The organism is Pseudomonas sp. 2(2015) (assembly GCF_000955865.1).
GTDB lineage: Bacteria > Pseudomonadota > Gammaproteobacteria > Pseudomonadales > Pseudomonadaceae > Aquipseudomonas.
In genome coordinates, this window is record NZ_JYOF01000020.1 from 15,020 (window position 1) to 38,004 (window position 22,985).

23 protein-coding genes and 1 pseudogene are annotated in these 22,985 nt (G+C 63.4%); 12 read left to right on the top strand and 12 right to left on the bottom strand.

The genetic code is table 11. From position 1 onward, the window contains the following. Window positions 1-64 precede the first annotated feature (64 nt). Window positions 65-1,156 carry a DUF3616 domain-containing protein gene (locus UB48_RS22815; protein WP_045201219.1) on the top strand — a complete coding sequence of 364 codons (1,092 nt, stop codon included), beginning with the start codon at window positions 65-67 and terminating at the stop codon, window positions 1,154-1,156. 75 nt (window positions 1,157-1,231) lie between these two features. Next, window positions 1,232-2,092, top strand: coding sequence for a LysR family transcriptional regulator (locus tag UB48_RS22820; protein WP_045201220.1), 861 nt, complete (start codon window positions 1,232-1,234; stop codon window positions 2,090-2,092). 11 nt (window positions 2,093-2,103) lie between these two features. Here the strand turns inward: UB48_RS22820 and UB48_RS22825 are convergent, their stop codons facing one another. The 3 genes from UB48_RS22825 to UB48_RS22835 form a co-directional block, all read right to left on the bottom strand. After that, on the bottom strand, window positions 2,104-4,830 hold the full coding sequence (locus UB48_RS22825) for a DUF6543 domain-containing protein (protein ID WP_045201221.1): 2,727 nt from the start codon (window positions 4,828-4,830) through the stop codon (window positions 2,104-2,106). Beyond that, window positions 4,809-5,360 carry a hypothetical protein gene (locus UB48_RS22830; protein ID WP_045201222.1) on the bottom strand — a complete coding sequence of 184 codons (552 nt, stop codon included), beginning with the start codon at window positions 5,358-5,360 and terminating at the stop codon, window positions 4,809-4,811. Before UB48_RS22830 ends, UB48_RS22825 begins: the two co-directional genes overlap by 22 nt. 75 nt (window positions 5,361-5,435) lie before the next feature. Further along, window positions 5,436-6,113 (bottom strand): ankyrin repeat domain-containing protein, encoded by a 678-nt coding sequence (locus tag UB48_RS22835; RefSeq protein WP_045201223.1) that lies wholly within the window; start codon window positions 6,111-6,113, stop codon window positions 5,436-5,438. Between the two features lie 83 nt (window positions 6,114-6,196). On the opposite strand from UB48_RS22835, the gene UB48_RS22840 reads away from it, so the two are divergent. Further along, entirely contained in the window at window positions 6,197-7,072 is an 876-nt protein-coding gene (locus UB48_RS22840; RefSeq protein ID WP_045201224.1) for a LysR substrate-binding domain-containing protein, read from the top strand. A 16-nt stretch (window positions 7,073-7,088) separates the two neighbouring features. On the opposite strand, the gene UB48_RS22845 is transcribed toward UB48_RS22840, so the two are convergent. Then, window positions 7,089-8,267: a diguanylate cyclase gene (locus UB48_RS22845; protein ID WP_045201225.1), complete on the bottom strand. Its 1,179-nt coding sequence runs from the start codon at window positions 8,265-8,267 to the stop codon at window positions 7,089-7,091. 162 nt (window positions 8,268-8,429) lie between these two features. Between UB48_RS22845 and UB48_RS22850 the strand changes: the two genes are divergently transcribed. Together UB48_RS22850 and UB48_RS22855 are read left to right on the top strand one after the other, a co-directional pair. Then, a complete protein-coding gene (locus tag UB48_RS22850) occupies window positions 8,430-9,020 on the top strand; it encodes a nucleosidase (protein WP_045201330.1) in 591 nt (196 codons plus the stop codon). A 151-nt stretch (window positions 9,021-9,171) separates the two neighbouring features. Beyond that, a complete protein-coding gene (locus UB48_RS22855; protein ID WP_045201226.1) occupies window positions 9,172-10,005 on the top strand; it encodes a 5'-nucleotidase, lipoprotein e(P4) family in 834 nt (277 codons plus the stop codon). 71 nt (window positions 10,006-10,076) lie between these two features. On the opposite strand, the gene UB48_RS22860 is transcribed toward UB48_RS22855, so the two are convergent. From UB48_RS22860 to UB48_RS22870, 3 genes are all read right to left on the bottom strand, one after another. Further along, window positions 10,077-10,913, bottom strand: coding sequence for a bifunctional allantoicase/(S)-ureidoglycine aminohydrolase (locus UB48_RS22860; protein ID WP_045201227.1), 837 nt, complete (start codon window positions 10,911-10,913; stop codon window positions 10,077-10,079). A gap of 96 nt (window positions 10,914-11,009) precedes the next feature. Beyond that, the gene (locus UB48_RS22865) at window positions 11,010-12,209 is read right to left on the bottom strand and encodes an amidohydrolase family protein (RefSeq protein ID WP_045201228.1); all 1,200 of its coding nucleotides are present in this window, start codon (window positions 12,207-12,209) and stop codon (window positions 11,010-11,012) included. Between the two features lie 121 nt (window positions 12,210-12,330). Then, complete coding sequence (locus UB48_RS22870) at window positions 12,331-13,017, bottom strand: GntR family transcriptional regulator (protein WP_045201229.1); 687 nt, start codon at window positions 13,015-13,017, stop codon at window positions 12,331-12,333. Window positions 13,018-13,663: 646 nt separating this feature from the next. Between UB48_RS22870 and UB48_RS22875 the strand changes: the two are divergent. Continuing rightward, window positions 13,664-15,106: pseudogene (locus UB48_RS22875) on the top strand (NCS1 family nucleobase:cation symporter-1); the annotation flags it as partial. A 22-nt stretch (window positions 15,107-15,128) separates the two neighbouring features. Next, entirely contained in the window at window positions 15,129-15,857 is a 729-nt protein-coding gene (locus tag UB48_RS22880; protein WP_045201231.1) for an aspartate/glutamate racemase family protein, read from the top strand. 51 nt (window positions 15,858-15,908) lie between these two features. Here UB48_RS22880 and UB48_RS22885 read toward each other — a convergent pair whose 3' ends face one another. Together UB48_RS22885 and UB48_RS22890 are read right to left on the bottom strand one after the other, a co-directional pair. Next, a complete protein-coding gene (locus tag UB48_RS22885; protein ID WP_045201232.1) occupies window positions 15,909-16,325 on the bottom strand; it encodes a glycine zipper domain-containing protein in 417 nt (138 codons plus the stop codon). Between the two features lie 46 nt (window positions 16,326-16,371). Beyond that, window positions 16,372-16,614 (bottom strand): hypothetical protein, encoded by a 243-nt coding sequence (locus UB48_RS22890; protein ID WP_052676555.1) that lies wholly within the window; start codon window positions 16,612-16,614, stop codon window positions 16,372-16,374. A 250-nt stretch (window positions 16,615-16,864) separates the two neighbouring features. Here UB48_RS22890 and UB48_RS22895 point away from each other — a divergent pair, with 250 nt between their 5' ends. The 4 genes from UB48_RS22895 to UB48_RS22905 all read left to right on the top strand — a co-directional run bounded on the left by UB48_RS22895 (window position 16,865) and on the right by UB48_RS22905 (window position 19,929). Beyond that, window positions 16,865-18,043 (top strand): PAS domain-containing sensor histidine kinase, encoded by a 1,179-nt coding sequence (locus UB48_RS22895; RefSeq protein WP_045201233.1) that lies wholly within the window; start codon window positions 16,865-16,867, stop codon window positions 18,041-18,043. 82 nt (window positions 18,044-18,125) lie between these two features. After that, a complete protein-coding gene (locus UB48_RS22900; RefSeq protein ID WP_045201234.1) occupies window positions 18,126-18,371 on the top strand; it encodes a DUF6021 family protein in 246 nt (81 codons plus the stop codon). Between the two features lie 103 nt (window positions 18,372-18,474). After that, window positions 18,475-18,660 (top strand): hypothetical protein, encoded by a 186-nt coding sequence (locus UB48_RS27780; protein ID WP_143013292.1) that lies wholly within the window; start codon window positions 18,475-18,477, stop codon window positions 18,658-18,660. Window positions 18,661-18,663: 3 nt separating this feature from the next. Further along, the gene (locus UB48_RS22905) at window positions 18,664-19,929 is read left to right on the top strand and encodes a DUF4303 domain-containing protein (RefSeq protein ID WP_045201235.1); all 1,266 of its coding nucleotides are present in this window, start codon (window positions 18,664-18,666) and stop codon (window positions 19,927-19,929) included. A gap of 121 nt (window positions 19,930-20,050) precedes the next feature. On the opposite strand, the gene UB48_RS22910 is transcribed toward UB48_RS22905, so the two are convergent. The 3 genes from UB48_RS22910 to UB48_RS22920 are packed head-to-tail and all read right to left on the bottom strand — an operon-like array spanning window position 20,051 to window position 22,511. After that, a complete protein-coding gene (locus UB48_RS22910) occupies window positions 20,051-20,476 on the bottom strand; it encodes a hypothetical protein (protein ID WP_045201236.1) in 426 nt (141 codons plus the stop codon). Beyond that, window positions 20,473-21,804 (bottom strand): cell wall metabolism sensor histidine kinase WalK, encoded by a 1,332-nt coding sequence (locus tag UB48_RS22915; RefSeq protein WP_045201237.1) that lies wholly within the window; start codon window positions 21,802-21,804, stop codon window positions 20,473-20,475. The genes UB48_RS22910 and UB48_RS22915 overlap by 4 nt, the downstream gene beginning before the upstream one ends. Continuing rightward, on the bottom strand, window positions 21,801-22,511 hold the full coding sequence (locus UB48_RS22920) for a response regulator (RefSeq protein ID WP_045201332.1): 711 nt from the start codon (window positions 22,509-22,511) through the stop codon (window positions 21,801-21,803). Before UB48_RS22920 ends, UB48_RS22915 begins: the two co-directional genes overlap by 4 nt. A 162-nt stretch (window positions 22,512-22,673) precedes the next feature. Between UB48_RS22920 and UB48_RS22925 the strand changes: the two genes are divergently transcribed. Next, complete coding sequence (locus tag UB48_RS22925) at window positions 22,674-22,985, top strand: hypothetical protein (RefSeq protein WP_045201238.1); 312 nt, start codon at window positions 22,674-22,676, stop codon at window positions 22,983-22,985.

Here is a 22,985-nt window from a genome sequence, read left to right on the forward strand (position 1 = left end):
CCTTGATTCCTACCCAACAGCCACTAGCCTTCACACACCTTCGCATCAACCCAGGCGAGCCCCCATGAACAAGCCAGCCAACACCCTGATGCTGCGCTTTAATCCAGCATCTGCCTCATTGCGCGATGGCCTTTCAGTTGCCCTGCAGATCGGCAACACGCTGTGGCTGGCCAACGACGAAACCACCAGCCTCGAACGCCTGACCATCCAGCCCGCAGTATCCGGTGGGGCGGTGACGTGCGATGAGCACCACTCCTTCCCGCTGATGAAGTATCTGCGCCTGCCCATACCCGATGCAGATGCCGAGATCGATATCGAGGGCCTGGCTTATGCCGCTGACGCGGGTTATCTCTGGGTCGTCGGCTCCCATAGCCTCAAGCGCAAGAAGGCGGACGCCGACAAACCTGCGCAGAAGAACATCAAGCGCCTGTCGACGGTAGAGGCGGATGGCAATCGCTTTCTGTTGGCGCGCCTCCCGGTGGTGCAGCAGAACGACAGTTATGTGCTTGCCGACAAGCTGGATGGCGATGGACGTACGGCGGCGCAGTTGCATGGCAATGCGCTCGGCAACGACCTCACGGCGGAAATTGCCAGGGACGATCAGCTACGCGACTTTTTGCGCATCCCGGGCAAAGACAACGGTTTCGATATCGAGGGCTTGGCCGTCATCGGCTCGCGCCTGCTGTTGGGGCTGCGGGGGCCGGTGCTGCGCGGCTGGAGCGTGCTGCTGGAGATCGAGCCTGAAGCCGATGGCGACTCCACCGACACCCTGGTGCTGAAGAAGATCGGCCCGGACGGGCGCCGCTACCGCAAGCACTTCTTTGCGCTCAACGGCCTGGGGGTGCGCGACCTGTGCAGCCGCGGCGACGAGCTGCTGATTCTGGCCGGGCCGTCCATGGACCTGGATGGCCCGGTCACGGTGTTCCGTTGGCGCGGCGGCTTTGCGGCCGATGAAGAGCAGGTGGTGTTTGCCGATCAATTGCAGAGGGTGCTGGAGGTACCGTTCGGCAACGGCGACGACCATGCCGAGGGTATGTGTTTGTTCCAGTCGGCTGAGAAGCAGAGCGAGCTTTTGCTGATCGTCTACGACGCCGCAGCGCAGCGTCGTAAACATGGCGACCGCAGTGTGGAAGGCGACCTGTTTACCCTAAGTTAACGGCGGCTGCGCGGCATTGAGATCGCTTTTGCCGCTACACTGCGGCTACCAGCATCGAAAAAACCGATACCCCCAATGCGCTACTCCCCAGAAGCCCTGCAAGCTTTCGTCGAAGCCGCCGCCCTCGGCTCGTTCTCCGCCGCCGCGCGCAAGCTGCGCAAAAGCCAATCCACCGTCAGCGCCGCCATCGCCAACCTCGAAGCCGACCTGGGCGTTACCCTGTTCGACCGCCAGGCCCGGCAACCGCTGCTCACCGAAGCCGGGCGCAAGGTGCTCGGCCATGTGCAGGAGATCCTCGCCGCCAGCGAGCGCCTCGACCAGTTGAGCATTCGCCTGGCGGACAAGGTCGAGCCGCGGCTGACCATTGTGTTTTCCGACATGCATCAGCTCAACCCGGACAACCGGGTGATGCAGCTGTTCGAGCAGCGCTATCAGGACATCGAGCTGGAATGCATGATCGCCGAGGCGGGCGACGTGCTGAACCTGCTGCAGAGTGGCCGCGCACATCTGGGCATGCTCGCGGCGCAACCCGGCTACCCGGCGGATGTGGCCGCGACGCGCTTGGCGGCGCAGGCGCAGATGGGCATTTTCGTCGCCAGCAGCCACCCCTTGGCGCAGCTTGCGCAGCCGACCCAGGCGCACCTGGCCGGGCATCGGCAGTTGTATTTGAATACCTACACCGACAGTGTCAACAAACCCCAGGGGCGGGTGTGGTCGGCGCCGGATTATCTGATGCTGCTGGAGATGACCGAGGAGGGCTTTGGCTGGGCCGAGTTGCCCCACGGCTTGGTCCGCCAGTACGGCCATGGCCAGCTCACCGAGCTCAAGCTGCGCGGCTGGCCGCGGCCGATTGCAGTGGATGTGGCCTGGTCGAAGCTGACCCCGCCGGGGCCGGCGGGGTTGTGGTTGCTCGATCGTCTGCTGGAAAGCAGCTAAGCGCTGCAAGGTCAGTCTTTGAAAAACAGTTTGCGCGCCAGTTGCGGGCTGATGCGATCACGGTAGATGGCGGTTACCGGCATTCCTCGGCTTGCCTGATCCTTTTGCCCGCTCAAACCCATGAAGCGCTGCTCGGGCTTTTTGAGGTGAGCGGCCTGGAAGTTGGACTCGGCGCTGCTGGCAGAGCTGTAGTGGAAGTGCGCATAGGCCAGGGGTTTGCCTCGGCGATCCTGTACCGAGAACTCCTGAAGAAAGTCCGTGCCCTTGCCACCCGATACATCGGTGCGCTCACCCAGGCGGGTGATGACAATCTCGTTTTGCTCCTGCAGAAAGTCTATCCCGGTGGCAGTAGGGGGTAAGGTTTTCAGGCGTTCGATACGCAGGCGTCGCCCCGCACGCTGCAAGCGTTGGGCACTTGAGCGCAGCTGGCTGATGGTTTGCAAGGTGCTTTGATCAGGTGAGTTGGCAATCTGCTTTTCCAGGGCGGTGGCGCAGACTCGTCGGGCTTGGGCTTTGCTTTCCAGCTGTTCTTCGACTTCTATCGGCAGCCCGCGAAAGTGCTCGCCTGCCGCGATCTCGTGCGCTTCCTGCGCGAGCAGCAGGCGGGCTTGGCTTAACTGGGTATGCAGTCGTTTAAGCGCCGCATTGGAAACCGGCGCGCCGCCGCGCAGGTGCAAACGCAGGTCGAGTTGCCAAGTGCCTGCGCTGCCACGGGCGATGTGTGGGCCAGGTGCAGAGGTGTGTGGATCAATGATTCTCCAGGCCTCATCCGCGCCTTGTTCGATGCGAAACCACCCTTGGGGCAGGCGCACGCAGCGTTGCCCCTGATGAATGAACAAGCCTTGTTCATTTTGATCGCTCAACGCGCCATCCAGAGGGTCGATCGGTGCAATGGCCAGAGCACGCAACCGTTCGAGGTTTTGCCGGGAAAGGGCAGGGGAACTCCATCCGCTGAAATCCAGCAAGGTGGCGGTGGGTTGTTGGGGCAAGTTCAGGAGCGAGCGGCGTTTGCGGATGGCATTGCCCAGTTCTCTTGCCGGCTGGGCTTGCCTGGAACCAACCTTGCCTGTGCGCACGCTCTCATGAATGAGCATAAGCGATAGCTGTATCAGCACTTGCACCAGTGCGCTCTTTTGCGCTTGGGAGTCTTGGTTCTGCGCCGCTGTATGCAGTGCATAGACACTGGCATAGAACTGGGCAATCCAGGCGATATCAGCGAGCGGTCCCTCAAGCATAGGCAGCAATACCGACAGCAGCATACCGAGGGTCTGTTCTGCACTTAACCAGTGCTGCTCGGCATTGGAGGTTGTGGCCTGGCGGGCCTGTTCGATGAGCGACCGCGCGTTGGCCTGGTAGACAAGACCCAGTGCATGGCTGGTGATGGGAGCCTGGGCCAACAAGATCGACTCATGCCTCAAGCCAAGCTCGCCGCCAAGGTAGTTGCTGTCCAGCGCAGGGCTCCAGTTGTCACCCCGGCGCAGCGCGGTACGGACCTGCCCTTCAGGCAGGGCGCCGAGCACAGTTTCATGCAATGGCCCAGGTTGTTTCAGGCGCGATAGCAGCGCCGCGCGCGAACTGAACTCCATCAGTTGCGGGGTGCATTGGGGTGCGTACAACACCAACAGGCTGGGTGCTGAGCCTGCCGGTTCAATAATGAATAGACCTTGCGCTGGCACGGCCGGGCTTGCGTTGTGGCTCAGTTGCAAGGCCAGGTGAGCGAACTGGATGCTGTCGCTGAGCGGGTCGTTGCCTGGGGTGAAGGCGGCGTCCACGCAGCGGCGTGCAGGTTCTGTGAGTACGCTTTTGCCCTCCGGCCTGGGGGTGATCAGCAGAATCGGCAGCAGGATGCGCAAGCGCTCGACAAACAGTGCTTGTTGGGTGCTTGCCTGCGGCGCGTCGTCGAGCAATGTGTGTTGCAGCAGTGCCGGGTAGGTCTTGCCCACATCAACACGGCTGATCAGCTGGCGAAAGTAGGCAGCGGTTGCCCAGCTCGGTACCGGTTTACCCGACTGCAAGCTGATCTGCGAACGCTCCAGCGGCAGCGCCTGGGTGTTGAGGGCCGCTACCTCAATCAGCGAGCGCGGCGTTTGCGGATGAGAAGAGCTGCCCGGCGTCAGGTGCAAAGGGTCAAAGAACGGTGGCGTATAGTCGATGACCTGCACGATGAAATCAGCTGCGGGCGGTAGTCCCTGCCCTGGGTGGTCGCGCTTCATCTGCGCATCGAGTACTTTCGCGGTGTAACGCTCCAGGCTGGGCAGGGCGATGGCCTGGCTTGACTGCTCAAGCGCTGCCAGCGCGGCGAGTTGCCGGGCGATCAGTTGCCGGTCGGCAGTACTGGCCTGGTGCATCCAGGCCGGCAGTGGATCGCTCGAATGAGCCGAGGCCGAGAGTGACGGTGGACGAAACCGGCAGAACAGTTCGTTGAGGTTGATCAGCTGGTCGACGTGCTGAGCCAGTGCGGTCGAGGTTTTGAAGTCGCCAGGCACAATGGTTGATAACCCCTGCAGTTGTTGCTCCAGCAACCCCGTTGCGAACGCCTCGAAAACATTCTGCTCAGGACGAAATCCGGGGCTGGGATCGCTGAGCTGATCGCTCAAATGAGCTTCAAGCGCATCGGCACTGGGATAAATAACGAGCCCGCTGTTGAGGGTATACAGCACCGCGTTGGCTGAGCGGTCGGTGTGCCTGATGGCGATGCCTTGCTGCGCACCGTCACTCAGGCTTGGCTTGAAGAACACAATGCTGGCCGGCAGTTGCAGCCATTGCGGTTGGCCGTCAGGAGTTTGCTTGCCTCTGCCTGCATGTCGCCTGCCACAAACAGTGAAATTCGCTGCAGCAAGTTCAGTGCGTGCTCATCCTGAGCGTTCCAGAAGTCGAGCAGTTGTGACTCAAAGACCCTTGGCAATCGCGGGCCACCGATATCAAGGATTTCGCTGAGGTCCGCTTGGCTGATCAAGGTCGCCCCCGACTCTGTGCCATTGGAGATTTGAGTCACCACGCTATCCACTGGAAGCTCAATAGCCATATTGAGCAGGTAGCGCTGGATTATCAGATCCGCAAGCGGGGTAGAACGCCCGCAGGGCTGTGCGAGATAGAACGGCGCCGGGTCCACCGCTGTCCTCGTGGCGTCGGGGATGAGTGCGTGGACCAGGTTGTTGGCAACGTCCGACAGTGTCGGACGCTGTTGTAGCCGTTGGCTGATGTGCAGCAGGTCCCAGCTTGCGGGGGGGCTTGTAGACGTTGTCGGGGGCGGCGCTGATTGGCTCATGGTGAAACTCCTCGCTCTGGAGTTTCGCAGCCTAATCAGGGGTAGGAGCAGGGCTGGGGTAACTATCTATCGCGCTCAGCTTTTCGCACCCGCCTGTTCCAGCAGCGCCTGCATTTCTTTGTAACCCCGTTGCCGCGCATGGTGCAGCGGCGTCACCCCCTTACCATCAGCCAAGTTGACATCCGCCCCGGCCTTGATCAGCTCACGCACGATCTCGACATGCCGCTGGCCGCCGTCGCCGAGGATGATGGCTTCGAGCAGGGCGGTCCAGTGCAGTTTGTTGACCTGGTCAACCGCGACACCTGCGGCTATCAGCAGGCGTACTGTTTCGACGTGGCCGCGTTCGGCTGCCGGTATCAGTGCGGTGCCGCCGTAGCGGTTGGTGCTGGTGAGGTCGGCGCCGTGGGCCAGGGTCAGTTTAAGAATGTCGTTGTGGCCACGGGCGCCGGCGTACAGGTAGGGGCTGTCTTCGATCGAGTCCTTGGCGTTGACGTCGGCGCCGGCGTCGATCAGCACTTTGGCGGCGTCGACCTGGTTGTTGTGGGTGGCCAGCAGCAGTGGTGTGCGGCCCATTTTGTCGCGGGCTTCCAGCGCAGCGCCCTGGTCGAGCAGGCTGCGTACCTGGGCGGCCTGGCCGTTTTCGGCGGCGCTGCGCAGTTGGTTTTCAAGGGTGCCGCCGTCGGCACTGGCAGTCAGCGATGTGAGCATGGCAAACACCATTGCAAGGTGGGTGGACAGGCGCTCAAGGAGCATGGCAGTACCTCCTGGTGGGCGATTGCTCGCAGGGTCGGGCCATGTTAAAAGTCGGGCTCCTTATTTAGAAGTTAAATAAAAGCATGTCTGTCAGTGAAAAATCGAATAGGCCGCTGTTTGATCTTGACCTGTTGCGCGCGGTGGTGATGGTCAGCGACTGCGGCAGTTTCACCACGGCGGCGGCGCGCCTGCATTCAACCCAGTCGACGGTCAGCCAGAAGGTCAGGCGGCTGGAGGAGATGGTCGGGCACAAGCTGCTCGAGCGCGGCAACCGCGACGTGCTGGCCACCGACGCCGGGCAGACGCTGCTCGGTTACGCCCGGCAGATGCTTGCCTACAACGACGAGATGCTTGAGGCGATGTCGGGCGCCACGGTGGCGGTGACCGTGCGCCTGGGCGTGCCGGAAGACTTTGCCGCCGGGCGCACCACCCATTTGCTCTCGACCTTCAACCGCAAGCATCCGCAGGTCAAGCTGGAGGTCACCAGCGGCCTGTGCCGCGACCTCAGCGCCAGCTATGACAACGGCGAGCTCGACCTGATTTTGCTCAAGCAGCGGCGCAACAGCCGTGAGGCGGTGGCCTGCTGGCCCGAGAAGCTGCAATGGATCGACAGCGCCAAGAACCCGGCCTTCGACCAGGACCCGGTGCCGCTGGTGACTTTTCCGCCGCGCGGCCTGTACCGCGACGACATGATCGGCGCCATCGAGCGCATGGGCCGCCGTTGGCGCATCAGTTTCACCAGCTCCAGCCTCAGCGGCCTGCAGGCGGCGGTGGCCAACGGCATGGGCATCAGCCTGCTGCCGCTGCGGGCGGTTACCGCCGAGCATTTAAAGCTGACTTCGGAACACGGCTTGCCGTCGATCGATGCCATGGAAGTGGCGATCATTCATCGGCCGACCGCCGATGCCATGGTCAAGGAACTGGCCGCGGAACTGGCGCGCACCCTGGCCAGCGAGTAGGGCGGTTTCGCCAGGCTCACAGCGTATCGGCAGGCTGCGCGGCAGGGCGGTACAGCTGGACGCGGTTGCGGCCCTGGCGCTTGGCCGCGTACAGGGCGTTGTCGGCCATCGACAACAGGCGCGACAGGTCGTGCTCGCCCGGGCGGCTGGCGCCGACGATGCCGATGCTGACGCTGAGCAGCCCAGGCTCAAGCAGCGGCAATTCATAAAAGCTGCTGCAGATGCGCCGGGCCACGCGCAGCGCCGAGTGCTCGTCGGTGTTGGCCAGCAGGCAGGCGAACTCTTCGCCGCCGATACGGGCGAAGACATCTTCCTCGCGCACGCTCAGGCGGGTCACCTGGCTGAAGGCGATCAGCGCCTGGTCGCCGGTCTGGTGGCCGTAGACATCATTGAGGCGCTTGAAATGATCGAGGTCGCACAGCAGCAGGCTCACCGGCTCGCCACGCCGGGCGCAGTCGGCCAGCAGTTCGGCACCGCGCGACATGAAGGCGCGGCGGTTGCCGATGTCGGTCAGCGGGTCGGTGTAGGCGGCAGCCTTGAACTTGAGCTCGGTGCGTTCGCGGACCATGGCCAGGGTCACGTAGGCGATGCCGATGGCGTAGAGCATCGACTCGAACAGCATGAACGAGAAAAACCCGGTGCCGTGGCCGTCGCTGGCGATCGCCTGTTCCAGCGATACGCCATGGTCGGCGAAGCTGCGCACGCAGTAGAAGCCGCTGTGGCCCAGCAGCAGGAGCAGGGTTGGCAGGTAGGCGACTTCCAGGCGCTTGCGGTCGCGCCACAGCTCAAGCACCGCCAGGCAGCCGTAGCAGGCAGTGAGCATGGAATACACCGTCACGCGCAGGCCCAGGTCATCGGTAAAGCCTGGCGTCAGCGACCAGGTAAACCAGAACAGGGCGCCAGCGAAAATCCCCGGCAGGTGCGCCGGGCGTCCGCTGAACGCGCGCATGCTGGCCCAGTTCAACGCGGCGCTGAGCAGCAGCACCATGTTGCCCAGCACCAGGGCGATAAAGTCCGGGGCGTTACCGCGCAGGCTGATCAACGCCGTGCCGCCAGCGGCAAGCAACAGCATGCTGCCCAGGTAACCCAGGGTTCGCTCGCGCACGCCGCGGCTCCAGGCGTGCAGGGTCAGCAGGCCCATCAAGGCAAAGATGAAAATGGCCACCAGCAACAGGGTCGGGATGCTCAGCAGCAAGGGTATCGCTCTCCGCTCATGGCCGGGTGGCCCACCGGCCAGCGCCGGTTTTCAGCGGCATGCTAGCCGAGCCGCCATTGCATTGTCAGCATCCGGCTGCCTTGAACTGCGGCTTGGGCTATGCTGATGGCCGATCTGCAGCCCATTCGGAATCTTCGCTCCATGATGCTGACCCAGCAATTTCCCGATATTTCCCTGGCCGACACCCTGTTCGTCTTCGCCCTCGAGGCAGAGGCCGGCGAGCTGTTTACCGAGATGAACACGCTGTTCACCGGCATCGGCAAGGTCAATGCCGCCATTGCCCTGACCAAGGCCATCCAGCAACGCAAGCCCAAACTGATCGTCAACCTCGGTTCGGCCGGCAGCGCCGGCCATGGCAAGGGCGCGCTGGTGTGCTGCACAGGCTTCGTGCAGCGCGACATGGACGTCACGCCGCTGGGTTTTGCCCGCTACGAGACGCCGCTCTCCGACATCCCGGTGCTGCTTGAGCATGGCCAGCGCGTTGCGGGCTTGCCGTTGGGCATTTGCGGCAGCGGTGACAGCTTCGAAATCAGTCACGGCGCTGCCCCGTACGACATCGTCGACATGGAGGCCTACGTGTTGGCGCTGATCGCGCGCAACGAAGGTATTCCCTTCCTGTGCCTTAAGTACATTTCCGATGACGCTGGCAGCGACGCTGCAGACGACTGGTCGGTGCAGGTGCACCTGGCCGCCGAAGCCTTCAAGCGGGTGCTGTTCAGCCCCCAGGGTTGAGCCTGTGGTGGCGGCCTGAAGCCGGCCAAGATGCGCGGGTGCGCCACATTGTTGCGCCTGCGCGTCGCGGCGATTGTGGCGCCTGCCTGCGTGCGGTATGAGTAGCCGACTCCCGCCGCCCAAGAGCGGGAGATCACAAGGAACGCCCCGAATGCCTCAGCTCAAGAACGCGATCTCTCTGGCCTTGCTGTTGCTGGCCACCCCTCTGGCTCACGCGCAAGCCACCACCCCCGAAACCACCGTACGCTCCAACCTGCTGGTCGATGCAGTGGCCTGGCGCCAGACCGCGGCCGAGTTCCGCGCCCTGTACTACCAGGGTTTCAACGTCGCCAAGGCGCGCCTGGACCAGGCCCTGGCCCAGCAGAAGCCGGGCGACAAGAAGCCTGCGATCATCAGCGATATCGACGACACCATCCTCAGCAGCAACACCTACTGGGGCTTTCTGATCGGCCAGGACAAGGAGTTCTTCGATGACGCGGTGTGGGACCGCTGGGTCGCCGCCAATGGCCCGACCCTGACCCCGGGGGCGCTGGAGTTTCTTGAGTATGCGAAATCCCGTGGGGTAGAGGTTTTCTACGTTTCCAGCCGCGACCAGGGCGACAAGACCTACGAGTACGCGCTCAACAACCTGCGCGCGCTCAAGGTGCCGTATGCCGACGAAGCCCACGTGACCATCCTGCGTGAAAGCTCGAACAAGGAGCCGGCCCAGCACAAGATCGCCGAGCAGTACAACGTGCTGCTGATGCTCGGTGACAACCTCAACGACTTCGAGCGCAGCTTCTACGTCGACAAGGTCGAGCAGCGTGGGCAATTGGTGGACGCCAGCCGCAGCAAGTTTGGCGGCCAGTACATCATCTTCCCCAACCCCACCGACGGCCATTGGCTCAAGGCTATTTTCGGCGAGTCGGAACCGGCCGACACCCCGGCCAACCGGGCCAAATTCCGCGAGGCGGCAGAGCAGGGCGCCTGGAAGCCGGCCAGCTGATTGACCCGGCCCTGAAACAAAAAATCCCGCAGGCCGTGAGGCCTGCGGGATTTTCAATGCAACCGTGAAACTTAGCGCTGCGGATTGAGCACCAGGTTCATGTGACGGTTTACATCCTTGTACAGCAGGTAGCGGAACGGGCCCGGGCCGCCGGAGTAGCAAGCCTGCGGGCAGAAGGCGCGCAGCCACATGAAGTCACCGGCCTCGACCTCGACCCAGTCCTGGTTCAGGCGGTAAACGGCCTTGCCTTCGAGCACGTACAGGCCGTGCTCCATGACGTGGGTCTCGGCGAACGGAATCACGCCGCCTGGCTGGAAGGTGACGATGTTGACGTGCATGTCGTGACGCATGTCGGCCATGTCGACGAAGCGGGTGGTGACCCAGGCGCCGTCGGTACCCGGCATCGGGATCGGCGCGATGTCTTTTTCGTTGGTGACGAACGCTTCCGGCAGGGCCAGGCCTTCAACTACCTGGTAGTGCTTGCGGATCCAGTGGAAGGTGACGTTCTTGCCACTGTTGTTGCGCAGGCTCCACTCGGCGGCCGGTGGAATGAAGGCGTAGCCGCCTTCCTTGAGGGTGTACGGCTTGCCCTGCAGGGTGATGTCGATTTCGCCTTCGACCACGAACAATACCGCTTCGGCGTTCTTGTCCAGCTCAGGACGCTCGCTGCCGCCTTCTGGCGCCACTTCGACGATGTACTGCGAGAAGGTCTCGGAGAAGCCGGTCAGCGGGCGGGCGATGACCCACATGCGCATCTTGTCCCAGAACGGCAGGTGGCTGGTGACGATGTCACGCATCACACCTTTGGGGATGACCGCGTAGGCCTCGGTGAACATGGCACGGTCGGTCAGCAGTTCGGTCTGCGCCGGATGGCCGCCGTGGGGAGCGTAGTAATTGGACTTCGACATGGAACACCTTCTGTCGTTGTTGTTCTGGGGTTTTGTGTTGCATCGCCCGTGGGCGATTGTCTTTCTCTGCGGCGCAAGCCGGCAGAAACCTGTTTGTTAGCGGGCGCGGACCTCGAACTGCAGGGCCGGCGCTGCCGGCACCAACTGGCCGCGGCGCACCAGGCGGCGCTCGGTCGGTGCGGCGGCAACCGCAGCGGCGCCGTTGTCAGCCTTGAGCACGATAAAGGTCGCTTCACTGCCGACCTTCAGACCGTAGTCGCTTTTGCCCAGCACTGCCGCACCGGCCGTAGTGGCCATGGCCAGTGCCACGTTCAAATCTTCATCACTGTAGAAGCCCGAGCGGTAGCCGATCAGCATGGCGCGCTGGAGCATGTCGGCGTTGCCGTAGGGCCACCAGGCATCGCGGATATTGTCGTTGCCGGCGAACACGTTCACCCCGGCGGCGCGCAGGCGCAAGATCGGCGGGAAGCCATGATCGCCCGGAGCGTTGGTCATGATCGCTACCCCGGCCTCGGCGAGGGTGGTAGCGGTACGCGCCACGAGGTCGTCGTCGACCTGGCCCAGGGCATAGGCGTGGCTGACCGCAACGCGGCCATTGAGGCCAGCGGCGCGGGTGCGGGCGGCGATCCGTTGCAGTTGTTCGATGCCTTGCAGGCCGGGCTCGTGCAGGTGGATGTCGATCTTCACCGCATGGCGCTCGGCAATGCCGAAGACCACATCGAGCTGACCGTCGGCGTCGCCGTCGAGGGTGGTCGGGTCGATGCCGCCGATCACGTCGGCGCCTTCACGAATTGCCGCTTCCAGCACCTGCGCAGTGCCAGGGCAGGACATCACCCCGGCTTGCGGGAAGGCCACCAGCTCGATATCGACGATGCCGCGCCATTTCTCCCGCGCCTCCAGCACCGCCTGCAGGTTGCGCAGGCCGGTGGTGGCATCGACGTCGACATGGCTGCGCATGGCCACGGTACCGAACGCTACTGCCTGGCGGATCAGCGCCTCGGCACGTTCGAGCATCGGCGGGGCAGCGGCCAGTTCGCGTTTTTCGATGGCCAGGCGTTCACGCAGGCTGCCCACCGCTTGATGCGGGTGCCAGCGATCGCCGACAAAACTCTTGTCCAGGTGAATGTGGCCGTCGATCAGGCCGGGCAGCACCAGGTGGCCAGCCAGGTCGACGACCTCGGCACCTGCGCTGGGCGCACGTTCGCTGCCCAGGCTGACAATGCGCCCGTCGGCAACCGCGAGGTTGAGCGGGCTGCCATCGGCAGCAACAGCGTTGACGAATACTCGATCGATCATTTTCCAGCCCTTTGCCTGCTACTGATTCACACCCTATAGAAAGACCGCACCTATCCACAAATTAAATATTGGAATCGGTTGCAGTGGATTTCTGAATGCGAGCCCCGGGCTTGAGGCGGGTTCAGCCCAGCAGGTGCTTGAGCGGGTGATAGTCGGCCTTGAGCGTTTGCGTGGCCTTGAGAATCGCCTCTTCGATACCGCGCAGGTGAGTACAGACCAGCTCGATGGCGGCGGCCTGGTCACCGGCTTCGATAAAGCCCAGCAGGCGCAGGTGCTCGTTGCCGCGACAGGCTTCGTGGCGCTCGTCATCCAGGGTTGAGGCGTACAGCGAGCCGCGCTCGATCAGCTTGCGGAACCAGTCGAGCAATACCGGGTTGTCGAGCACCTCGGCCAGGCGCAGGTGGAATTCGCCCAGCAGGTGGACGTAGCGGCCATGGTCGCCGGCGTCGGCGGCGGCTTCTTCGGCGGCCACATGCTGGTGCAGCGGGGCGAGGATGGCGGGATCGGCGCGGCGGCACAGCTCGGTGACGATGCCGATTTCGATCAGCCGGCGGGTTTCGAACACCGAGCGGATGTCATCGTCGCTGGGCAGCGAGACCCAGGCGCCCTTGTTCAGCTCGGTGGACACCAGGCCGTCGGCTTCCAGTTGCTTGAGGGCGGCGCGCACCGAGGTGCGGCTGACCTTGAACAGCTCGGCCAACGACGACTCGCCCAGCTTCATGCCGGGGCGCAGGGTGCGTTTTCTGATGGCCTCGTGAACCCCTTGGTAGACGCGCTCTACCGTCGATGCGGGGTGTTTTTCCGTCATTACCAGCTCCGATATGCCTTGACCTTATAAGCATGCCGCAAATGAGGGCTGCTGTGCACCACTGTGTAGCAGATGAACCTGTGGGAGCTGGACTTGCCAGCGATCAAGCGCGAAGCGGTCGCAATTCAGGCGCCACCTTATGTGCTGGCTGGACTGGCCTCATCGCTGGCAAGCCAGCTCCCACAGGTAATTGGGTACATATTTGTATTCATATGTGTACTTAAGTAGCTGTTGAGTGGGTACATATTCACTGGCCCGTTACCTGATTTCTCAGTTTTCTACCTCTAGAGTTTGACCGTTTGGTCAGCTTAATCAGCTGTTCAGCAGCTCATAAAAAATATTTATCAGATAAAAATCAACGAGATATTGGCCTTTTACGACGCCGGAGGATTTTCCGCTGCCACCCATCTGGCACACATATTGTTCGTCGAAAATCGTTAGACAAAAATTGTATGCAATCTTTGTATGCATCGGCGCAGGGCAGCGCCAACACTGCGGTCCCACTCTTCAAATCCAACAATAATTCGCTGCAACACCCTGACTCAGGGGCTGCAGAAGGAGCCCGGGGAACATGCAACTGGATACTTCCAACCCGCTGCAAACCGCCTACCTGCCGCCGCAGGCCGCGCCGCTCGAGCCGGGGGCGCTGAGCCCCAGGCTGCACAATGCCGACCTCGCGCCAACCAAGGCCGAAGGCCGGCGCTGGGGCGGCTACAGCATCTTTGCCTTGTGGACCAACGATGTGCACAACATCGCCAACTATTCCTTCGCCATGGGCCTGTTTGCCCTCGGGTTGTCCGGTTGGCAGATGCTTGCGGCGCTGAGCATCGGCGCCGTGCTGGTGTACTTCTTCATGAACCTTTCGGGCTACATGGGGCAGAAAACCGGGGTGCCGTTCCCGGTGATCAGCCGCATGAGTTTCGGCATTTATGGCGCGCAGTTGCCGGCGATCATCCGCGCGGTGATCGCCATCGCCTGGTTCGGCATCCAGACCTACCTGGCCTCGGTGGTGCTGCGGGTGCTGCTGGTGGCGGTGTCGCCGGACCTCGCACGCTTCGATCAGGACGCGATCCTCGGCCTGTCGAGCCTTGGCTGGGCGAGTTTTATCGCCATCTGGCTGGTGCAACTGGTAATCCTCACCTTCGGCATGGAGATGGTGCGCAAGTACGAATCCTTCGCCGGGCCGGTGATTCTTTCCACCGTGCTGATCCTGGCGGTGTGGATGTACCTGCGGGTCGATGGCAACCTGGCCTGGTCGGTCGGCGAGCCGCTGACCGGCTGGACGATGTGGACCCAGGTGTTTGCCGGTGGCGCGTTGTGGCTGGCGATTTACGGCACGCTGATCCTCAACTTTTGCGACTTCGCCCGTTCCGCGCCGTGCCGCAAGACCATTCGCGTCGGCAACTTCTGGGGCCTGCCGGTGAACATCCTGGTGTTCGCGGTGATCAGCTTTGTGCTGGCCGGAGCGCAGTTCAGCATCGATGGCCGGGTGATCGACAGCCCGACCCAGATCGTCGCGGCGATCCCCGACAAGGTCTTCCTGGTGCTCGGTTGCCTGGCGTTCCTGATCGTCACCGTGGCGGTGAACATCATGGCCAACTTCGTCGCCCCGGCCTTTGTGCTCTCGAGCCTGGCGCCAAGCCGCCTGAACTTTCGCCGCGCAGGCTTGATCAGCGCCACCCTGGCGGTGCTGATCCTGCCCTGGAACCTCTACAACAGCCCACTGGTGATCGTCTACTTCCTTTCCGGCCTGGGCGCGCTGCTGGGGCCGCTGTACGGGATCATCATGGTCGACTACTGGCTGATCCGCAAAGCCCAGGTGCACGTGCCCGACCTCTACAGCGAAGCGGCCAGCGGCACCTATCACTACACCCGCGGGGTCAACTACAAGGCAGTCGCCGCCCTGGTGCCCTCGGCCATTGCCGCCGTGGTGCTGTCGCTGGTACCGGCCTTCAGCGCCCTGACGCCGTTCTCCTGGTTCTTCGGCGCCGCCATTGCCGGCGGCGTGTACTACCTGATCTCTGATCGCAACAAACATTACGTGGACTGTTCCGGCGAGCACTTTGCCGTCGACAGCGCCCAGCACTGAGTTCTGCACAAGGAATACCGCAATGAGAATTCTGGTCGTAAACGTCAACACCACGCAGTCGATCACCGACGCCATCGCCCGCCAGGCACGCAGCGTGGCCTCGCCGGGCACCGAGATCGTCGGCCTGACCCCGCGCTTTGGCGCCGAATCGGTGGAGGGCAATTTTGAAAGTTACCTAGCGGCGGTGGCCGTGATGGAGCGGGTGCTCAGCTATGACCAGCCGTTCGATGCGGTGATCCAGGCCGGTTACGGCGAGCACGGCCGCGAAGGCCTGCAGGAGCTGCTCAATGTACCGGTGGTGGACATCACCGAGGCGGCGGCCAGCGTGGCGATGCTGCTCGGCCATCGCTATTCGGTGGTGACCACCCTGGACCGCACCGTGCCGCTGATCGAAGACCGCCTGAAGCTGGCCGGGCTGGACAGCCGCTGCGCCTCGGTGCGCGCCAGTGGTCTGGCGGTTCTGGAGCTTGAAGAAGATCCGCAGCGGGCCATCGAATCGGTGGTGCGCGAAGCCGAGGAAGCAGTGAAGGTCGACAAGGCCGAGGTGATTTGCCTGGGTTGTGGCGGCATGGTCGGGCTGGAGGAACGGATCCAGGCGCGCACCGGGGTGCCGGTGGTCGATGGGGTGACGGCGGCGGTGGCGCTGGCGGAGTCGCTGGTGCGCCTGAAGCTGAGTACCTCGAAGGTGCGCACCTACGCCAAGCCGCGGCAGAAGCAGATTCTGGGCTGGCCTCGGGCGATGTTGGAGTGAATGGCCTGGTCCACTTATGAAAAAGGCCCGCATTGTGCGGGCCTTTCTTACTCAGCGGTGTTTGTGCTTACGCTTGTGCTTGTGTTTATGCCCATTGGAATCGTGACGGTTATCGTCGGCGATGTTGTTGCCCAGGGCGCCGCCGGCCGCGCCACCGAGGCCGGCGCCGATGGTCGAGCCGGTGCGCCCGCCCACCTGGTTGCCGATCACCGAGCCACCAGCCGATCCCAGGCCGCCGCCGATCGCCGCTTCGGTGCGGTTGCCCTTGCGTGCGCCGACCGCGCTACCGGCGGCGCCACCGACGCCGGCGCCAATGGCCGCGCCGGTGCTGCCGCCGATCTGCTGGCCGACCACGTTACCCAACGCCCCGCCCAGGCCACCACCAATGGCGGCGGTGCCGTCGCCGGCAGCCATGGCGCCCTGGGAGAGCAGGATACCCAGCGTCAATGCAGGTAATGAGATACGCATGTTGTTGGCCTCAGGAAATACGGGGGTTATGGGAACAGCAGGCAGATCAGTCGTCATCATCGTCGTCACGGTCGCGACGCCGGTCATGGTCGTAGTTGCGGTAGCGGTCGTCATCGCGGTAGCGCTTGTAGTTGCGATGGTCGTGATCGTCGCGGTCGTCCCAGTCGCGGGAGTAGCGATGGTCACGGTCGCCACGGCGGTAATCGTCGCGGTCGTAATCGTGGTAATAGCAGCCGGAGGCGGCCAGTACGCTGGTGATCACGGCGATTTGCGTCAGCTGTTTCAGCACTGAGGGTCCTTGATCCGCAGGGCGGTAGGGAAGGTACAAACTCAGACTGTGTTTTCGGGATTTTGTTTCCCCATGAGCGTTGTAATTTGCCGCAACAAAAAAGGCCCACCGAGGTGGGCCAAACGTTCTGAAGGGAGGAATTTGAGGATAAATCCGCGGCGGTTAAGCCGTCGTTAAGGCCGGGCAGGGTCTATAATTTTTTCGATTTGTCTGTCTTGCCTGCCACATCCCGCTCCGGGTCGGTGCCGCCATGCCTGCAGAGAACCAGCCGCTTCCCGCGTCGCAAATCCTCTTCGACGATGCCGATTGCGGTTTGCTGCTGACCGCCGAAAATGGCCAGATCGAGCGGGTCAACCTGACCTTCTGTCGCTGGATCGGCTATCGCCGCGACGAACTGCTGGGCCGCCCCATTCAAAGCCTGATGAGCCTGGATGCGCGTACGTTCCACCAGGCCTATTGGTTGCCGCTGCTGCAAATCCAGGGTTCGGTGGTCGATGTCAAGTTCGACCTGCTGCACCATGACGGCTACACCTTGCCGATGATGCTCAGCGCCATCAGTTGCGAGCACGACAGTGGCGTTTTTCATGAACTGGCGCTGTTCAAGGCCGAAGGCCGCCCGCGCTACGAGCGGGCGCTGCTCAACGCGCGGATGCTCGCCGAGCAGCACCTGGCCAAGCACCTGAAAACCCGCCGCGCGCTGGACATCGCCCAGGGCAAGTTGCGGGTCATGCATGCCGCCACCGAGAACCGTGCGCTGTTTGCCGAGCAGATGGTCGGCATCGTCAGCCACGACCTGCGCAACCCCCTGGCGGCGATCAAGATGGCCGCCGACCTGCTCGGGCGCGGCCTGCTGGATACCAAGCAGACCCAGGTGCTGGGCCATATCACCCATTCGGCCGATCGCGCGCAGCGCCTGGTGGCCGATTTGCTCGATTTCACCCTGGTGCAGGTCGGCCGCGGTATCGCCGTGAGCGTGCAGCCGGTGCGCCTGCACGAACTGATTAGCCATTGCCTTGAAGAGCTGCGCCTGGTGTTTCCCGACCATCGCCTGGTTCATCAGGTGGTGGGCGACGGCGAGTTCATCGCCGACAGCGACCGGCTCTACCAACTGGTCGGCAACCTGGTGGCCAACGCCATGGCCTATGGTGCGACCGGCAGCGAGGTCATCGTCAGTTCGCGGTTCGAGGACGAGCGGGTGGTGCTGGCGGTGCACAACCGAGGTACGCCGATCCCGCCGGAGCTGCTGGAAAACCTGTTTGAGCCGATGATCCGCGGCAGCCACGACAATGCCGAGCTGCGCAGCGTCGGCCTTGGTTTGTTTATCGTGCGCGAGATCGTCCACGCCCATGGTGGCGAGGTGGTGGTGAATTCATCGAAGAAGGCGGGCACCACCTTTACCGTAACCTTCCCGCGTGACGCGGGCCACTGATCAGATCCGATCGCACGATTGGTTCGCGCCGGCCTCTCAATAGCATGCCTCTGGTTTCTGGAGGCGCGATCAGGAGGACTACATGAACAAGCACAGCGACAGCGGCCCGCATTCGTCTGAACACGCCACTAAACCCAATGACCTGGGCTTCGATCCTGACTCGCCGGACCTCGATGATCCGCAGGTCGACCCGACCGGGCCGGCCAAGGCGCCTAACCAGCCCCGGCCCGACCAGGCCGCCCGGGACAACGACTACAGCCCGGACTTCAAGTCCAAGCCCGAAGACAAACCGCGCAAGGATGCCGACATTGATACCGATGGCGGTTAGCAACCGCGCAGTTGACAGACGCCCGCATCTGCGCCAAGTTGGCCGCCTTCAAGCCTGACCTCGGTCGGGCTTTTGTTTTTTCTGGCAGGGATGTCGATCGATCGTGAAGTTTCTCAAGAAAGCCGTGTGGTTTGTCCTGTGTGTTACCTCCGGGATTGTCATGGGTACCGGGTTGTTCCAGTTCGTCGGGCCTGGCGGCAATACCGACCTGGGCGCGATGCTGGTGATGATCGCGTTCTTCATGGGCTATTTTTTGCGCCCGCAACGCCCGCGGCAAGTGGTGCGCTGAAGCATGGACTGGAAAGCCCTGGAAAACAGCCTGGTCGAGTCGGCCCGGGCCACCCTGGAGGCGCTGCTCGCTGAAGGTGTCGGGCCGCTGTATGGCGCCGCCTTCCATGCCAGCTACCGCGAAGAGGAGCGGGTCATCGACCTGCCGTCGTTTGCCGCCAACAGCCTGGCGGCGCTGGAGGAGGATCATCCGCGGCGCAAGCAGGAGGGCTTCTGGGGCGTGCAGTGGAACCCGGCGGACTGGCGCTGGGACTGGATGCTGGACGATTACGCCAACCCCACCCTGAGTGCCCTCGAAGCGCCGATGCAAGCCTACGCCAATCGCGCCGGGCCGGATGCCTGGACGGCGGCCGAGCAGCGGTTTGTGCAGACCGTGGCGCGCGCTGCCAAGGCGCTTAACCGCATTTACGCTAAAGACCCACGGCTGGCCAAGAACTTCATCGTGTTCTTCCATGATGAATGCGGCGGGCCGCAACTTGCGGCCAAAAGCCTGACGCCGCGCCAGTTTCTGCTGCACTTCCCCGAACAGGACGCCACCGGCCAGGAGCGTCGTCGGGTTGCCGCGCTGGCAGAGCAAGAGCAGGTGAGTTACTACCTGCGCTGCCTTGTCCGTCCTATGCCGATTGACGCTGAAGAGGCCTGCCGCTGGCTGATTGCCCGGGGTGCCAGTGCCACGGCGGCGCTGGTGCAGATGCTGCACAAGGGCCCGGAGCGCTGGCGGGCGGCGATGCTCCTGGGGCTTTCCGGGGTCGCCGACCCGGCGGCAATCGCGGCGCTGCGCTTGCAAGTGGCCAGCGGCACAGAGCCGAGCACGCGCAGGTGGAGCGCCAACGCGCTGGGTTACCTGGGTGATTTCGACTGGTTGCTGGCGCAGGCTGATGACGCAGCGCTGGCGAGCTTGGCGGTGGCGGGTTGCTGCGCCAATCTTCGGGCCTTTCGGGATCAGGGCGCGCAGGCGCCGGTACTTGATTACCGGCCGCTGGAAACCCTGCTGCAGCGTTACCCGCAGTGCGCAGCGGACGCCGAGGAGGTGATCAAGCCGGGCTCCAGCTACTGCACCATCAGCAACAGCGATATCGACGAAGCGCTGCGCGGCCTGGGGTGCGAGCATGTCGCCATTCGTCGCCATGCCGCCTGTGTGCTCGACAACCGTCGGCTGGGCAAACGCAGACTGGCACCGGTGCTGGTTGCGCTGCGCCAGTGTCTCGATGATCCAGACCCGAAGGTGGTGTACCTGGCCGGCCTGACCCTGGAGTCGCTGCAGCGCTGAGACGGGCAACCTGCCTCTGTCTTGGCAGCCACTGGTCCAGCGGACACCGCTCCACTGTGGGAGCATGCAGGTCTATTGTGGGAGCTGGCTTGCCAGCGATGAGGCCCGCCCAGTCGACTCATCATTTGGCACCTGCTCGCCTGGCGCCGCAAACACCCAACCATACAAAGGACAGCAACCAGACGTAATACCCATAGGTGTACCCGGTAACGGTGAACTGACCGTCCTCGTCATACAGGCTCACCCGTTGCCACTGCAGCGACAACCCGGCCAGCAACGCCAGCAGGGCATAGATCAACCGGCGCCTGTCGCTGCGGGTGCGGTAGGCCGCCAGGAACAAGGGGTTCGCCAGCCAGGCGAAGTAGCCGAACAGCATCGCCGGCAAGCCCAGGATGCAAGCAATGAAGCCGGAATTGATGGTGTGGCTGTACTCCTCGCGCAGCCAGTTGTGCTCCTCGCTGTGCACCGCCGGGAGCACCAGGCTCAGCAGGTACAGAGCAAGAGCCAGGTGACGCCATTGCAGCCGGGGCAGGCGCCATTTTCTCATCGTGGCAACTCGATACGCGCCACCAGGCCACCGCCCTGGCGGTTGCTCAGGAGCAGTTCGCCGCCTTGTTCACGCACTGCCGAGCGCGCCGACGACAGCCCCAGGCCAACCCCACCGGTATCACGGTTGCGCGAGGACTCCAGGCGAAAGAACGGCATGAACACCTGTTCCAGCGAGGCCTCGGCAATGCCCGGGCCACGGTCGCGGATTTCGATGATGATGGCGTGGGCGCTGCTGCTCAACTGCACTTCGGGCTCGCGGGCGTACTTCAGGGCATTTTCCACCAGGTTGGTCACGGCGCGCTTCAAACCCAGCGGCCGGCCATGGAACACCAGGTTGGCCGGGCCTTCGAAGGCGATGTCGATCTGCTGGTCACGGTAGTCGTCGATCAGGGTTTGCAGCAGTTCGGCCAGGTCGAACGGGGTGGTTTCTTCCAGCCGGGTTTCGTCGCGGAAAAACCCCAGCGCGGCATTGATCATGCTTTGCATCTCATCAACGTCACGGAACAGCTTGCGCTGTTGCTCGGGGTCGTCGATGAACTCGCCGCGCAGGCGCATGCGCGTCAAGGGCGCGCGCAAGTCGTGGGAGATGGCGGCGAGCATCTGCGTACGCTCGGCGACGAAGTGCTGGATCTGCGCCTGCATGGTGTTGAAGGCAGTGATCGCCTGGCGCCATTCATGCGGGCCTTCGAGGCGGATGGGCGGTGCGCGAAAATCGCTGCCAAAGCGCCGCGCCGCCCGGGCGAAGCGCTGCAGCGGGCCGGCCAACTGGCGGGTGCCGACCCAGGCCACCAGCAGCGCGGCAACCAGGGCCAGCACGCCGATGATGGTAAAGCGCATGGCCGAGCTCAGGCCCCAGCTGCGATAGGGTGGGGTGAAGGCCAGCCAGCTGCCGTCGCTGATCTGCATGACCAGTTTGTAATGGGCGTCGGCGCTGTCCGCCGGCCAGTCGCTGGGCTGGAAACCCTCAAGCTGGCGTGGGCTGTCGGCCAGCAGGCGCTGCAGCGGCGGGGCTTCTTCGAGGGTAATCCGTGCGCCCGGCCCGGGCAGTTGCAGGTCGGCGCGCTGGCGGCTCCACTGCACCTCGAGCAGCGGGTTGCTGGCGGCGTTGGCCAGGGTCGCGCGCAGTTCCGGTGGCGCCGCTTCGAGGGTGCGGGTGGTGACGGCGATCTGTTCCAGCAGGCCGGTCTGGGTCAACGGCGGGCGCGCCCAGACCCCGGCCATTTGCACGAACAGCACATTGAGTGCCACCGAGGTCAGCATCGCCGCGATGATGGTCAGGGCGATGCGCCGGCTGATGCTGTCGCGGCGCAGGTCGAGGCGGATCACGAGCGGCTGACCTTGGCGCTGAACAGGTAACCGCCATTGCGCACGGTGCGGATCAGCTCCGGGCGCTTGCTGTCGGGTTCGATCTTGCGCCGCAGGCGGCTGACCTGCACGTCGATGCTGCGGTCGAACGCCTCGTGGCCCTGGCCGCGGGCCAGATCGATCAACTGCTCGCGAGTGAGGATGCGCTGCGGGTGTTCGAGAAACACCAGCAGCAGGTCGAACTCACCGGCCGACAGCGGCACCATCACCCCGTCGGGGGTGCGCAGTTCACGGCGGGTGACGTCCAGCTGCCAGTGGTCGAAATGAATCAGCGGGCGGCTTTCCTCATTTGTCGGGCGCAGTTGCTCACCGGCCCGGCGCTGCACCGCGCGCAGGCGGGCGAGCAGTTCGCGGGCGTCGAAGGGCTTGCCCAGGTAGTCGTCGGCGCCCAGCTCCAGGCCGACGATGCGGTCACTGAGCTCGTCCATGGCGGTCAGCATGATGATCGGGATGCCGGTGTTGGCGCGCAGTTTCTGGCACAGGCTCAGGCCGCCTTCGCCGGGCAGCATCAGGTCGAGGATGATGATGTCCGGGCGCTGCTGTTCGATCGCCGCCCACATGGCCTCGCCGTTGCCGGCCAGGTCGACGTCATAGCCGTGGCGGACAAAGAACTTCTTCAGCAGGGCACAAATTTCCAGGTCGTCATCGACGATCAACAGTCTGCTCACGTTGTGGTCCACGGGCCGTGAAAAGTGCGTATCTAAAACCATTCTGCGCTGCCGGTCATTTATTTCAATCTCGTAACATTCCTGCACGGCCGACACAAAGCGGACATCAGCCAGCAAAAGCCCTGGGGCAGGCTGTGGCCAGTTCACTCAAGGGAGTTTTCCATGCCGGCCACCCACCCGACCCAAGACTTTGACAGCAACCAGTCGCTGACCCTCGACCTGCGCACCCAGGACATGTGGCGCAACGCGCTGCTCAGCTACCAGGACTCGCGCCTGGGCTTGTCCAGCGATGGCAGGCACATGCTCCTCAGCCATTATTTCGAGCGCTACAGCCCGACCAGCAACCAGTGGATGGAGTACAGCTACAAGATCCCCCTGGTCGAACTGGTGCACTGGATCATGAGCCAGGGCGAGCTGCACGTGGACCGTTCCAGCAGCACGCCGCGCCCGGCCAACGACGGCTTCGGAGGCTGA

What these genes read in the sequence shown, in the direction of transcription:
- UB48_RS22895 (WP_045201233.1), top strand. Translation starts at nt 16,865, where the DNA reads ATGCCTGCAGAGAACCAGCCGCTTCCCGCGTCGCAAATCCTCTTCGAC.
- UB48_RS22855 (WP_045201226.1), top strand. Translation starts at nt 9,172, where the DNA reads ATGCCTCAGCTCAAGAACGCGATCTCTCTGGCCTTGCTGTTGCTGGCC.
- UB48_RS22815 (WP_045201219.1), top strand. Translation starts at nt 65, where the DNA reads ATGAACAAGCCAGCCAACACCCTGATGCTGCGCTTTAATCCAGCATCT.
- UB48_RS22885 (WP_045201232.1), bottom strand. Translation starts at nt 16,325, where the DNA reads ATGCGTATCTCATTACCTGCATTGACGCTGGGTATCCTGCTCTCCCAG.
- UB48_RS22925 (WP_045201238.1), top strand. Translation starts at nt 22,674, where the DNA reads ATGCCGGCCACCCACCCGACCCAAGACTTTGACAGCAACCAGTCGCTG.
- UB48_RS22830 (WP_045201222.1), bottom strand. Translation starts at nt 5,360, where the DNA reads ATGAGCCAATCAGCGCCGCCCCCGACAACGTCTACAAGCCCCCCCGCA.
- UB48_RS22905 (WP_045201235.1), top strand. Translation starts at nt 18,664, where the DNA reads ATGGACTGGAAAGCCCTGGAAAACAGCCTGGTCGAGTCGGCCCGGGCC.
- UB48_RS22860 (WP_045201227.1), bottom strand. Translation starts at nt 10,913, where the DNA reads ATGTCGAAGTCCAATTACTACGCTCCCCACGGCGGCCATCCGGCGCAG.
- UB48_RS22820 (WP_045201220.1), top strand. Translation starts at nt 1,232, where the DNA reads ATGCGCTACTCCCCAGAAGCCCTGCAAGCTTTCGTCGAAGCCGCCGCC.
- UB48_RS22910 (WP_045201236.1), bottom strand. Translation starts at nt 20,476, where the DNA reads ATGAGAAAATGGCGCCTGCCCCGGCTGCAATGGCGTCACCTGGCTCTT.
- UB48_RS22900 (WP_045201234.1), top strand. Translation starts at nt 18,126, where the DNA reads ATGAACAAGCACAGCGACAGCGGCCCGCATTCGTCTGAACACGCCACT.
- UB48_RS22840 (WP_045201224.1), top strand. Translation starts at nt 6,197, where the DNA reads ATGTCTGTCAGTGAAAAATCGAATAGGCCGCTGTTTGATCTTGACCTG.
- UB48_RS22865 (WP_045201228.1), bottom strand. Translation starts at nt 12,209, where the DNA reads ATGATCGATCGAGTATTCGTCAACGCTGTTGCTGCCGATGGCAGCCCG.
- UB48_RS22870 (WP_045201229.1), bottom strand. Translation starts at nt 13,017, where the DNA reads ATGACGGAAAAACACCCCGCATCGACGGTAGAGCGCGTCTACCAAGGG.
- UB48_RS22850 (WP_045201330.1), top strand. Translation starts at nt 8,430, where the DNA reads ATGATGCTGACCCAGCAATTTCCCGATATTTCCCTGGCCGACACCCTG.
- UB48_RS22880 (WP_045201231.1), top strand. Translation starts at nt 15,129, where the DNA reads ATGAGAATTCTGGTCGTAAACGTCAACACCACGCAGTCGATCACCGAC.
- UB48_RS22835 (WP_045201223.1), bottom strand. Translation starts at nt 6,113, where the DNA reads ATGCTCCTTGAGCGCCTGTCCACCCACCTTGCAATGGTGTTTGCCATG.